The sequence below is a fragment of the Paraburkholderia aromaticivorans genome (assembly GCF_012689525.1).
Lineage (GTDB): Bacteria > Pseudomonadota > Gammaproteobacteria > Burkholderiales > Burkholderiaceae > Paraburkholderia > Paraburkholderia aromaticivorans_A.
Window position 1 is genome coordinate 4,030,752 of record NZ_CP051516.1, and the last position, 13,042, is coordinate 4,043,793.

Genomic DNA, 13,042 nt, shown 5'->3' on the forward strand with positions numbered 1-13,042 from the left:
GGCGGCGGACTAATCCCAACTCTTCGGAGTTGGAGTAATCCCGTCGCCTTATCCCATGCACTCGGCTCATTGCCGGTGAACAGGTGCGAACGCGAAACGGGCCCGGGTAGGAAATGCCCCGGATACCCTGTCTATTTGATAATCGAGTGCGAGTCTCGACTAGGGAGGTGCGCGAAACGCGCGCAACCTATGCCGAACAGGATGGCTGCGAAATCTCACGTCGCGAGGCGTGTCTCGGCTGGATATTGCGAGTGCAATAGACCGGTCGGCCGACCCAATGGTGACCAGGAGTAGCTTCCTGGAGGCCTGCAGGCGGGCTGAGAGCTCAAACCTGTAAATGCGCCCTTCGGGGTGCTATTCGGAAAGTGCAAGTGCGCTATAGGGCCATCAGTGCCTGGACATGCTGGAAAATTTATACGCAAAACGACTCTAACTAGTAGGCAAGGTGCTTCTCCCGGTTCGACCTGCCGAAAGACGGTATTAGCCCGTGACATCGTTGTATAGATTGAGGCAAGCGCGGTCTGCATGAACGCAAGAATTTAGACTAAGTGGAGCAAAATGCACTCGGAAGCTCGCCATGCGGCACATGGCGGGGCGGGTCTAACGAACCCGATAACCTCGAGAGTGTATGAGCGTGTCGCTTCGACTATGAAATCCGGGGTCAATCCTGGACGGAGTTGTGGCGACGACAAAGCAGAAAAGTGGAAACGAAGGGACGGCCACCGCGCTTGGCTGCGGGTGGCTCATATGGCAGCGGTTTTGGCGAACCGCTGCATACGCTGGTGGCCTTGGCGGGTCAATGGCAAACGAGGTATAGCGCCGTGCGCGTACCTCTCAGCGATGTTATAGGCATTAAAGGAACCGGACGTCAGCCGGTATAAAAAAACGACATTCAAGCCCCTCTTCGTGAGGGGCTTCCTTTTTTCCTGGCGCCGCGCAGCATGCATTATCACTTTTCAGTGCGACGATGTTCGCCCTTGAATCTTGGCCCGCGCCTTTGACACAGTACGGCGCGCATAAGAAGCCGCACCAGTCTTCCCTCGCACTGCCGCGCTACGCTCCAGTTTCGCCGTCGCTTCAGCAGCGGAGTTCCCAGCTTCCAAGTCCGACATTGTTCGTCGCCAGTCCTGCCCTGATGCGCTCGTATCCCTGCCTTCGCGGACGGACGTAGCAGTGAAACCGGCGGGTGTTCTGCGCTTCGAATCCCAAGAGGTCCCGCGCTCCAAATTCAGCACCGCGAGCGGGAGAGGACGCAAATTCGTACTTGTCCAAATGAGGTTGACCCAATTGTCGCGCTTTGGCTTCCGGTTTTTGAATCCGGCAAGGCGCCCAAAATGCTCCCCGCTAACGGAAGCAGGGTCGCCCAGCACCCCGTTTCCGTCCACGAGACCGGCGAGACGCTTTTGTACCTGGCAACGCATATCCTCGTCCAAGTTTGAATCGACCTGCAAAAAAACATGACAACTCTTGAGAGACGTCTCGACAACGGCAGCGTTGTAGCTGGCTGCGATGCGGAGCGCAGTTTCGGGCCGGACGTCATCGAGAAATACCACTGGCCAGGAATGACCTCGCGCGGCGCGAACGTAGATGTCTGCGACATTTCCAGCATTTTCATGGCGAAACCACGCCAGCAGTTCATCGACACTCGAACCGTCGACGTTCAGGCGCGGTATGGCCTCCCCTGTCGAACGTCGGACCATAAAGTCAAACGTTCCTATGCCGGCTCGACGCAGCCAGTCAAGCTGCGCATCGCATTGCTTCATCGGTTTCTGCGTCATTCCGCCGATTCTCTCCCCCACGGGGGGCGCGTGGTCAAATAGGTCCATTAGACTGCGCCCCGCAGTTAGCGAATCGATGCCGCCGTCGGTGGCTTCCTGACTAGCAATAGAGAATGCATTTTTAATTGAACCCTCTCTAATGGCACAGTTGATAGAGGCGGCTGCGCTTCCCTCGTTTTTCTTTGAAATTCCCAGGTTTTCTAGCACGGCAGAATTCGATAGTTCGCAAAGCGTCGACGATGGTTCGTCAAACGTTGACGTTCGTTCTTTCTGTGCGCCCGATAGTTCGAGCGGTGCTGCAGGCACCCGTCTCGTAGTCGATGAATTCGTGCCGCCATGCGCGCCGACGACCGTTTGCCTCGATACCCAAACTCGAGTGTCATCAAGTTCGCAACGCCACCCCGCCAACCTGCCGATAGCCCAAAGTGCGTCCTTGACCGCCGCTCGGCGGCCGCGTGCAATGCCACCTTTCGGCCCTTCTCCATAAATCCGCTCAACCAATCGGTCGATAAGAAACGCGCGACGCTCGATGCTCCTAACCCCGGTAGAGAGATAGACATGCAGAGCCTTCGCTGTGTCCGATGGCAGTTGCCGGCGCTCAGCTAGCGAGATATACGCATACGGACCGCCAAATAGCGTTTGGTGGAACCTAGCGTTCAACGCGATGACCACGCGGTGCCTGTCCGGCGTCTGATAGGCCAGCAGGCGCGTCGATTCGATGCATTCGTCTTGAGTCTCGAAAACCCACATATCGGACAGTTGCGTCAAATTCTCGCTTATCAATTTTTTAGTCTTGCCGCTAGCTTGGGCGTATCCATGCGCAAGTGCCAAATCGGTCCAGTCAATTTCGACAACCGAGAATGGCGCGGTTGCCCAAGGTCCAGTGGCCTTTAGTTCCTGACCGATTGACCATCGGTCCCCTTTGCTGCTACTCACCATGATTCCTTGCATCCGCGCGAGAGCCAAGGTAGTCAGCAACGTTGTTTGTGTCTGCACGCTCTGAACCGCTCGCGTGATTGTCAGAATTCGCTCGTCGGCACCGAAACGCCGGCTCAGTTCGAGCGGGGCACGTGCCCCGCCCTTCGGGACCGGCCGAAATACAGGCATGCTGGCCAACACCGGGTCATACATCGCAAATACCGCCGGCGACCGCAGCTGTACGTCGGATGTCGCGTTCGCCAACGACTGCGGCTGGGCGGTTTCGGGACTGACTAACTCCATCTGCTACTCCATGTGATTGTCATTTGAAACACGCGCCATCGGTGAACTGATACCGCGTGGGCAGACCTTGCACATATGAGTAGCGAGAGATGTTTAGCCGTCTAACCGACGGGATTTACGCCAGTTAAGCGCGCTCGAATGAATGCAGCAACTAGCTGACAATCAGCTCCGCAATTTTGTCAGACCGGAAACGCAAACACATCGGCATTGTTCCAACCGCCCGTTGCGCACGGTCGGAAAAGATATCCGCAATGGCCATCTCCTGCAGGAGACACCACCCACCGCGTCGAGCAGGAGACACCCTCGTGGCGGAGATTTCTGACCTCACGCTCCTTCAGGTTTCGAATGAAATCGACTGGCTGAGTTAGTACAGAGAGTTTTTTCAATTCGCCTCTCCTCGGAAGTCCGGGTTGCCATAACGGGTCCATTCGGTCGCCTTTCCAGGCTCTGTGGACTGAATCCATCTTTCAAGAGACCTTATTGCCCAATCAATTGATTCGTTTATGCATGTAGCACGTAAAGCCGACAGCCGTAGACTATTCAGCGTCTTGATGTAAAGCCCGTTAATTTCTGTCACGTAGTTTTCTCACAAGGTTTGACGACGGTTCTTAGCGCACCACGCAGCAACCAGCGGCTCGCTCGAACATCGAAAGTCCGGACTCGCAGTAGTTAAGAGTCTGGCGGCACGGCCGACGAGGCGCTAAGGGCGTGAAGGAGACAATAGCGAATCGTTACGTGAGTCAAACCTAATGAAATTCGTGCCTTGAACGATGCGGCCAAGCACACTCCGGCAAAAGCTCGAGACAGAAAATATTTGCGATATCAAGCAGATAGAAGGCCGAAGACGCAGATTGGGGGGGTCACCCGACCGCCGCTGACGTGGTCAATGCGCTACTCGCTAGAAACCGAAATTCCTCTGTTGGGCAACAACCGAGTGTCGAGTAGGAACATCGATTAGTAGTCGAGGGAGCAAGTTTTGGCGCCATGCAAACTTCGATGAGTGGCGCGGTTCGGCACGCCTGCCCAGAGTCCGGTAGCTGTACCCGCTCAGCGACGCTCGCCTGAAAGTTGTCTCGTCCCCGGTAGAGCATCGTCCTTAGACCGTCGCCGATGACTTATTTACGCGGCCGCGCCTTCCGGTCATGTGCCAGCGACACTCCTTCGTTTGATTGGCTCTGCGCATCACTGCGGGGCAACAGCAGTAGGTGCACATCCAGATTTAACGCCTCGGCGAGCCGGACGATGTTATCTAGCGAGACGTTCGTCACCGTGCGCTCGACCTGACTGACGTAAGTGCGATGCAATCCAGCCAAGTCCGCCAGCGCTTCCTGGGAAAGTTTTTGACGCTGCCGCTGCTCACGTATGTTCGCTGCCAAGCGCTGGCGGATGTGGGCGGCCGTGCTCGGAGTAGTTGCCATAGTGCGGCAAGCATCCGTAGTTGACGCGTAAGCGTCTACAGCCAATTAATCGACAGCTTTTACATCTACATACTTTACGTCTACAATTGTCGACGGTTTTCGGGTGTCCGCGTTCGGCGGAAGGCCAACTACACAACTAAAATAAAACTACATATGCCAGCGTCAATTCGTGCATGGTTCGCTGTTCGCGCAACAATCGTGGCAGCAATGGGCTCCCTAGTCTTCGCCGGTTGCGCGAGCGTGAGTGTCACCGACTCAATTCCTGTCGGTACATCGGGCAAGGCGCAGAAATTTCGCGCCGTCGCGTATGAACCATCCGACGTTGGCACCTATGTATTGCTCGAACAGCAGGCTACCGGCGACTGGACGAAGGTGGATGAATATACCGACAGGCTGTATCCGCAAAACAGCCACCAAGAGGTCTTGTTCCTCGCCTCCGAAGCGGGGCCGGGCAGTCCAGTACAAATATCGGGAGGATTTCCTCGCGTTAGGGATTATCACGTCGCGGGAGTGCGCGGCGGATTCGACAGCAGCGGCACTGGCTCATGCAATCCCGCTTGGAGAGGTGACATCCGGGTCACTAATGGCTGCGCTAGTCGGATAGTCAAGCCGCGTCATGGGGAAATCGCGGACGGCGTAACCGATGCAATTACACTCGGTGCAGCCTCAAAAACGGGACCTAATGGGCTTGAGCGTTATGAAATCGACCCGAATGCCATTCGCGAAATCGTTCTACATTCCGATTTATTTACTTCGCCTCGGAATTACCAGTCGTTCCAGAAAATCCGCGCCGAACGAGAGTATGAAGTGCGCTGGGCCAAGTGCACGAGCAGTCCGAGTATCACGTGCTACTACGAGTTTGCATTGGCCTATGGCGGCCTCGGCTCATTTGGTACGTACGACCCCATGGGCTATGCGGCCAAAGCTCGCGAATTTGTGCTCTCTCGCACGAGGACAAACACCGCGCGCATCGAGCAGCAAGCAAACACTCTCCGCAGGTCCCTCCGCAGCGGCTCAGAGACAAATTTCGGACGGGTTCTCGAGGTACGTGGAACGTCGGTGAAAGTCGCTGTCGCTGTCCAAGGGTTCGGCAACGAGCAGTGGGTACCCATCGAATACATCTACCCGGCTGGCGTGGCGTCCGCAGCATTCTACAACGGAGAAGCACAAAGACCGACGCTCGACCAACGTCTCGTGCTGGGCGAATAATCAAAGTGGTCGGGCCGCCAAGGAGCAGTTGACACTACTTCGCAGCCATTTTCCCGCGACGGCCCGTGTGAGCGCGCATAGCTTATCAGGATACCTACCTCCTTAATTCGTGCAGGTGAATGACGTTACTTTTCGTCCCGTTCTAAAAACTTTCTATGACTATCGTCGATAAAATACCGGCTGCCATCCACGGGGGCGAACATTCCGCGTTCAGCAGGGTCAAACTCGCTGCTATTGTCACTACGCTGGCGATTCTGGCCGGCTGCTCGACAACGTACACAGTTGATGACGGTCGAAAGGTGGACGATACCCTGCTTGCGCAAATCCGCACATATGGCGAGGGGACGCGAGCGCTACGTCCGGCTATTGTGAAATCCGCCGAACTCCACGACAAGAATTGCTCAACCCAGTGGGAACTCCCATTTGCATTCGGAACCTCTGACGGGCAATCGGCAGAAGCCAAGATTGCATGGGTTCGCGGCATGGGCGTCGACGAGCACCTACGTATTACCGCGACTTCTCCGGGCCTCGCTGCGGCGCCCGGAGACATCGTGGCCGAACTAAACGGCTATCGAAGCAATAACGCCCGAAAAATGGTTGCAAGGCTGGCCGACCTGACCAACAAGGGGGCGCCGTTCGACATGACTCTCGATAGCGGCGTCGTCGTAAATGTTACCCCGCTACGAATATGCCGTGGTCGCGTCTCCTTCGCCATTCCTGGCAAATACGCCAACGCCCATGTCTACCATTGGGAAGCATCCGCGCACCCGGAGGAAATCGCTCGCATTGGGCTCACACCGGCTGAGGCAGAATGGGTGGTGCTGTGGACGCAAGGCCTTTCGGAGCAAGGCGGCACGCGAATGAAAAGCTACTCCTATTCAATTTTTGCCGCGAAAGCTATCGTGAATCAAGCCATCAGCGTTGCAACGTTCGGAGTGGGTCCGTCGGTTGCCACTGCTTCGACCAGCGCCGTCGCGGTAACCGGTGCCGCCGTAAGGTCTGCTGCTACTCAAATGGTCGAGGAGCGAGCAGCCAAAACTGCTGCTCAAGCGACCGTGGCGGCAGCAGCCAGCAAGGCGAAGCTCTGGGGGCTCGACTGGGCCGCTTCAACGGCATTTGACGAAGCTGATAGGTGGGCATTCGAAAGAATGGCTTTACTCGGCATGGACCCGCGCACGGGTCTTGAACTTCAGACGCGACTCGCGCAGGCTGGTGCCGTGAATAACGCGCTGCTGTTCGATGACGCGCGCCTACAGCAAATGAACGCACTCATCGCGGCAATGCCAAACGCGGCTTATTCAGGCACTATCGCTTCCAACGTACAGGCTCCTTCGATTGAATTACGCCAAAATCGTGAAGCGCAGAACCGGCAGGATGGTCCGGACAACGCGCCATCAGGCACGAGCCCATAAACTGCATTAGCTTTTCCGAAGTAAGCTTCGAATTCCAGCAAGCAAGAAGTCCGACACCGGGAGACTGTTCAGCGAAATGAAGTCGGTGGTCCGCGCGGTCGGCTTCTGCGGCAACAGCGAAAGCATCAGTCGAACGACGACAGGAAGCTGCCAGACATATTTCCGTCGCAATCCACGCCGTTGCAAGTTATGTTGCCAGTCGTCGGATGCACCCCGAACGACGATGGGGTCGTTGGCGTTGCAAATAAATCCATCTCATCCGAACAGGAGTCGCCTGCTGACACGCTCGTGCCATTGACCGCTGCGCAACACATAACGAACCAAACAAAACCTAAGCAACACCAGAAATACCCCTGCCACTCGACCAAGCCGGCATACCACGTCCTCGGCTCTGAGGGGTGGTTGTTGAGCCAAACAAGGAGTAGCGTCACGACTCCACCGACCAAAGCGGCCGCAACGTTAACCCGAAGAAAAATTCCTAGCGCACGCATAACGACCTCCTCACATGATGTTTTCAGGTCGACTATATATATGTTAAGTACTGCAGTAAATATCTGCGCTTCCTCAGTCGCTTGAGGCTGCAATAAGCGATTTCGTAAGCGCAACTGCAATTGCCATAAAAAAACCCTCCGTTTAAGCGGAGGGCAATCATGGGCGCATGGACCGCCCGGCATTTTATGGTTGTCTTGTCGTGTCCTGCTGCCGCCGACAACCTATGAATGTGACCTACGGTTCAGGCTCGTGACACAAGTACATGCCTGAGCGCGTTCAAAACCTCATCGGTCGCCACGATGGCTTTAGTCACATGATGCCCCGCCAGTTCGGGTATCTCGAGAAGCCGTGAAATCGCGTCGTCAAGATACTGCGCCCGTACACCGACAACATGGAACTCCTGCCTTTCGTGGGTCGTGATAAACAGATATGGCTTCTCGTTCATTTTGAATAGTCCTCTGTTAGATGGTCTTGGGAATAACGGTTTCGGGCCGCATCTCATGTATAGTCACCGCCGACCGTCCCTGACCAACCCCCGGAGGCGTCCCAACGCGACGCCAGCGAAAAATACAAGCGTCACCACTACAGCGCAGTCGCTATACGTCATCTCAAACACAAGCCCTCCCGTCAATGGTACGAACTCGGCACCCACCGGCCGCGTGCAAAACGTGTAGCTAAGCAAGATGGCCAATTGTTGGGCTGCCTGCTCTTGCAGCAGTCGCCCTCGCCGGATGGCCGGTATCCGCTCGCATTTGTTGCTCGGTAAAAATGTCGGTTGCTCTGCCAAGCCAAAACGAAGTATCAAGTCCGCTAGCACCGCTTTGCCCGCAGCACCGAGAATTTCGTGCAGGTCGCATCGCTCATCAACTTCACGAAACAATTTCATGACCTTTACAACGTCACGGAAACAGTTGTCGTCGGTGCTGCGGCAGATGAGATATAGGTCCGGGGCGGCGACCTGGTGGTTGTGCAGGCTCACCAAGAAATTGGCGATGATTTCGACGTCGCTATCGTCGTAACGACAAACTTCGAACAAGCGTCTGGCCGCGAGTGCGCCTTCGTCGGTAGCGAAATGGGAAGATAGATTAGGATTCTTCATGCTGGACAAGGCCTTTTGAAAAGCTCTTTTGTCTAGCGATTTTTTTACGTATCAGGGCCGCTGTCGAAGGGCCGCAAACAAAGGTCATCGCCAAAGGAAATTATTCGGTCCTCGCCTTTGACACACGCTTGCCGCAAAGACAGATACCTTCGCTCGTCGCGGACTTGACTTTCTAGGACGAGCGGATGTCGCCGGACCGATATTTCCACGTCGCCCCTCGCCGTTTCTAGCATCGGTGCCATGAATGAAGCTTAATCCGGCACGGGTCAGTCCGGAAGTCACGCCTGCTCAGTGGGTTCTTGCTCGGCGGTAGCGTGCCCCGCTCGTGTAAATCATTCACCAAGATTGCGGTCGGGGTTTTGCGGCTAAACGGCGCCTCCAAACGCAGCCTGTTCCAACATCGCATGCTGCCGACGCCAATCTGGCAAATGTTGAGCGACCAAGGACCAGAATGCCTTCGTATGATTCTTCTCAACCGTATGGCATAGCTCGTGAACGATGACGTAGTCCTGTACGGTGGTCGCCAGCTCCATCACCCTTGGGTGGAACTCCAGCACGTTGTGGGTATCGCAACTGGCCCAACGGCTCTGGAAGTGGCGGATGCGAGCACCGCTGGATTGCAGTCCGGTTTGGCGTTCCCAGTGACGAACGCGCTGGAGCAGTTTCTCGTGGGCACGCTCCCGGTAGAAGCTCTCCAACAGCAAGGCAATCGCATCGGGCAGGATGCTCGGCCCATCAGGGTGCTCGACGATAAAGCGAGACGCGGTGAAGGCTAGCTTAGGTCGCGTGATGCCCGGTGTGTGGCGCACCTCCGTGAAATACGTCCGCCCGCAATAGCGTAGGCGGCTGCCGGTAACGATGGCGTCATTGCGCAGCGGCTGATTGACCAGCGCCAGCTTGTCGCGTATCCAGCGGGCACGACGGCGCACCAAGGCTTCCTGTTCGGCCTTACTCACCAGCGGCCCGCGCAGCAGCACCGGCCGCCCTCGCTCCACACTCACATAGTGCCGTCTGAGCTTGGCATCAGGCTGAAATCGCCATTCAATGGCGGTTTGGCCGTACTGCAGAATGGGCATGGTCAGTTCTTCAGCAGGATGTCCAGGATACGGGCGGCATGGTCACGGGCCACCGAGCGTTCCCATCCCGCCAACGGCATCAGCAGCTTGCGCAACAGGTCGCGAATTTCCGGGTGCAGGTCGTGCATCTGCTTCCAGCTAGTCGCCGCCATAGTGCGGCTCAGCTCGGCGTCTTCAAACAGCTTGGTGGCGGCCACCCGGGCGGTGTCTTCGGCCAGCAAGGCAGCCAGGTAGTGGTAGACGGCTGAATGAGCCGGATGTTCGAAACCGGTATTGTCTTTGTCCTTGACACGCTGCCCAAACAACTCGAGCTGTTCTAAAAACTGGGCTTGGCTGATGCGGCCAGCCTTCTCTTCTTCGAGTAGCTTTTCCAGTTCTTCGGCCAGCTTGTCGAAGAACGCGGGGTCTTTGTCCCGGCCGGTAACGATGGTGTACTTCAGTTGGTTCTTCATCACCAACGCTTGACTGCCGGGGCTGGCCAGCTTTTTCAGCCGGGCCATATCACTGGCGTCCAGTATCGACACCTCGCGTCCCAACAGACTCTTGGCCGGGCTGGCGGCGATGTATTCATCCAGCAGCTGCTGCAACAGGACCGATTCCAGCTTGGTGATGCGCTCCCGGTAGGTGCCGCCAGGCAGCTTGTCGCGCAGCATCAGCCGTATTTCTGCAAACAGGGTGAAGTAAGACTTGAACGGCACGCCGCGCACATCAGGCAGGATGATGTCGATACTGCGGTTGAACTGCTTCAGCAGTTCCAGGAAGTCTTCCACTGCATCCAAGCGGCTGGCCGGGTCAAGGAAGCGTTCAGCGTCGTCCTTGTAATCCTCGCGCCGGGATACCGGGTCGTGCTTCCTCGGCAGCAGCTTGAGGATGCGGTCGAGCGTGCTTTGCAGTTTGGGCAGTTCGCTTTCCACACCTTGCCAGACCTGTGCAGGTTGCACTTCGCCGCCGTAAATCTTCAGGGCGTGGTCGAGGTGTTCGACAACGCCGTGGTAGTCGACGATGTAACCGGCGTTCTTGCCGGTCATGGCGCGGTTTACTCGCGCAATCGCCTGTAACAGCGTGTGTTCTTTCAGCGGCTTGTCAAGGTACATGGTGCCGACGATAGGTGCATCCCAGCCAGTCAGCAGCATGTCCGAGACGATGATGAGGCCCACGTTATTGGCATGAGGCTGACCATCCCGGCCCTTGACCTCATCACCATACGGCAGCGGAAACAGCTTGCCGACAAAATTGGCAATCTGTTCGGACGGTAGCGCGACAGGCTGTTTTCCGGCCTTCAGTTCAGCGCGGACACGCTCCTCGATGGTCTGGATGCGGTCTTTCTCGACATTCTTCTCGGCCGCTTCTTGCTGCTCCGACGCCCCGGTACGGGACGCAGTGGCACTGGCCAGGGAGATGACCACCCGGCTTTCAAACGTATGCAGGCCCTTCGCCTGGCGTTCCTGCATCAGCCCATCGAGCAAATCCTTGTATCGCACGGCCATGTCACGGCCGTCGCAGACAAGCATGGCTTTGAGGCCCTTGGCTCGTACGTTCGCGAGGAAGTGCTCAACCAGATGCGCCGCCACCTGTTCCATACGGTCGCCGGCCTGTCGCCAACGTGAGAGTAGCTCTTTCTTCAGCGCTTGCTGCCGGGCTTCATCCTCACTCGCGAACTGGTCTTTGAAGGCTTGGTCGAGCTTGGCATCGGCCGACAGCGCTACCCATGCGTCCTGGTACTTGATGGGCAGGGTAGCGCCGTCAGCCACCGCCTCGTGCAGCCGGTATTCGTCTATGTAGGTGTCACCGCCAAACTCGGCCAGCGTGTGCTTGTCGTCGTTCAGCAGCGGAGTGCCGGTAAACGCGATGAACTTCGCGTTGGGCAGACTGGCGCGCATGAAGGCGGCCAGGAAGTCGTACTGGCTGCGGTGAGCTTCATCGACCAGCACATAGAAGTTCGTTTTGGCGCTCAGTACCAGGAAGTTGACTTTTTCGCGACTGAGCTCTTCCCACCTGGCATCGAGCAATACCCCGTCGGCATCGTGCTGCCTGTAGTGGACATTGCGCTCTTCGACCATGAAGAAGTCCTTACCCTCGTGCACCCTTCTATACCGGGTAGCCTGCAAGGTGTCGTCCGCCTCATCCGGCGTGGTTTTGGCGTCGTCGTCCAGCTGCTCGTTTTCCTGAAACTTCTGCACCGTGCTGGTAAGCACGCTGCCGTAGTCGTTGCCCAGCAGCTTCATCAAACCATCAACCGAAACGGCCTGAACGGCTCTGATGCCCACCGCGTGGAAGGTGTCAAAGATTTGCTTGTCGAGGTCTTTGCGGTCGGTCAGTACCAGCACGGTCGGGTTGTTCAGGCCGGTGCTATCGGCCCGCAGCATTCTGGCCAGCAGCGCCATGGTCAGTGATTTGCCACTTCCCTGGGTATGCCACACCACGCCGCCGATGGGCTTGGTGGCAGTCAGACGGGCTATGGTTTTGCGCACTGCACGCCACTGCTGATAACGCGGCAGTTTCTTCACGGTCTTGCCGTCGCGGGTTTCGAACAGGATGAAGTGGGTGATAAATTCCAAAAGCCGACCCTGTTCAAACAGCGCCCACAACAGCTGGTCCTGGTCGCTCGGGTCTGCACCCAATAAGCCGGACACCGTCGCCAGTTCGGCTTCCTGCAGCCGGAATCGCGCATAGAAAGCCGGCGCGGTCAGAATGGCCGCATATATTCCCTCCCGCCTGTTCAACCCCACACAGACCTGGTTGTACACGAACTGGGTCGGAAAACTGGCTTGGTAGCCGTCCAGTTGCGCTAACGCTTCATCCAGCCGGTGGTGGCTGGCCTTGCATTCAATGATGGCCAGCGGCAGACCATTCACGAACAGCAGCAGGTCGGGGCGGAACAGGTCACCGTCGGTGTTCTTGCCGACGTACTGGTCAACAACATGGAAGTCGTTATTGGCGGGTGCTACTGTATCGAAGAAACGCACGCTGCGCAGCTTGCCGTCGACATCCTTAACCTGGATGTCGGAACGATGGACCACCTGCTCCCAGAATGCCTTGTTCGCCGGCAGCAGGTCGTCGTTCACCCGTTTCCGTAACTCAATCAAGACAGCGTCCAGACCACCGGGAGCATTACCCAACCATGGGTTCAAGGTCAGCAGTCTTGGGCGCAGGATGTTGTCCAGCACCGGTGCGAGATGGCGGTGTTCGACCTCCACCATGTTCCCCGGTAAATAGCTGTAACCCAGCTTGACCAGTGTTTCGATGGCTGGGCGCTCTACGCCAACCTTTTCGGCATCTCTCTGCATTACGCTTCCGTCTGCTTTTTTGGTTATTCAGTCCACTATGCTCGCCCACC

At 56.9% G+C, this 13,042-nt stretch carries 8 protein-coding genes; 2 read left to right on the forward strand and 6 right to left on the reverse strand.

The annotated features are described in order from the left end of the window. Nucleotides 1–956: 956 nt before the first annotated feature. Nucleotides 957–2,999, reverse strand: coding sequence for a replication protein C, IncQ-type (repC, locus tag HF916_RS46405; RefSeq protein WP_168795280.1), 2,043 nt, complete (start codon nucleotides 2,997–2,999; stop codon nucleotides 957–959). 1,115 nt (nucleotides 3,000–4,114) lie between these two features. Then, nucleotides 4,115–4,417, reverse strand: coding sequence for a helix-turn-helix domain-containing protein (locus HF916_RS46410; protein ID WP_168795281.1), 303 nt, complete (start codon nucleotides 4,415–4,417; stop codon nucleotides 4,115–4,117). A 240-nt stretch (nucleotides 4,418–4,657) separates the two neighbouring features. Here HF916_RS46410 and HF916_RS46415 point away from each other — a divergent pair, with 240 nt between their 5' ends. Then, the gene (locus HF916_RS46415; RefSeq protein ID WP_168795282.1) at nucleotides 4,658–5,626 is read left to right on the forward strand and encodes a hypothetical protein; all 969 of its coding nucleotides are present in this window, start codon (nucleotides 4,658–4,660) and stop codon (nucleotides 5,624–5,626) included. 155 nt (nucleotides 5,627–5,781) lie between these two features. Next, on the forward strand, nucleotides 5,782–7,038 hold the full coding sequence (locus tag HF916_RS46420) for a hypothetical protein (RefSeq protein ID WP_168795283.1): 1,257 nt from the start codon (nucleotides 5,782–5,784) through the stop codon (nucleotides 7,036–7,038). 733 nt (nucleotides 7,039–7,771) lie between these two features. Here the strand turns inward: HF916_RS46420 and HF916_RS46425 are convergent. The 4 genes from HF916_RS46425 to HF916_RS46440 form a co-directional block, all read right to left on the reverse strand. Beyond that, complete coding sequence (locus tag HF916_RS46425; protein ID WP_168795284.1) at nucleotides 7,772–7,975, reverse strand: hypothetical protein; 204 nt, start codon at nucleotides 7,973–7,975, stop codon at nucleotides 7,772–7,774. A gap of 63 nt (nucleotides 7,976–8,038) precedes the next feature. Then, a complete protein-coding gene (locus HF916_RS46430) occupies nucleotides 8,039–8,629 on the reverse strand; it encodes a hypothetical protein (RefSeq protein ID WP_168795285.1) in 591 nt (196 codons plus the stop codon). 365 nt (nucleotides 8,630–8,994) lie between these two features. Continuing rightward, nucleotides 8,995–9,705 carry a SprT family zinc-dependent metalloprotease gene (locus tag HF916_RS46435; protein WP_168795286.1) on the reverse strand — a complete coding sequence of 237 codons (711 nt, stop codon included), beginning with the start codon at nucleotides 9,703–9,705 and terminating at the stop codon, nucleotides 8,995–8,997. Nucleotides 9,706–9,707: 2 nt separating this feature from the next. Next, nucleotides 9,708–12,992, reverse strand: coding sequence for a type I restriction endonuclease subunit R (locus HF916_RS46440; protein WP_168795287.1), 3,285 nt, complete (start codon nucleotides 12,990–12,992; stop codon nucleotides 9,708–9,710). Nucleotides 12,993–13,042 lie beyond the last annotated feature (50 nt).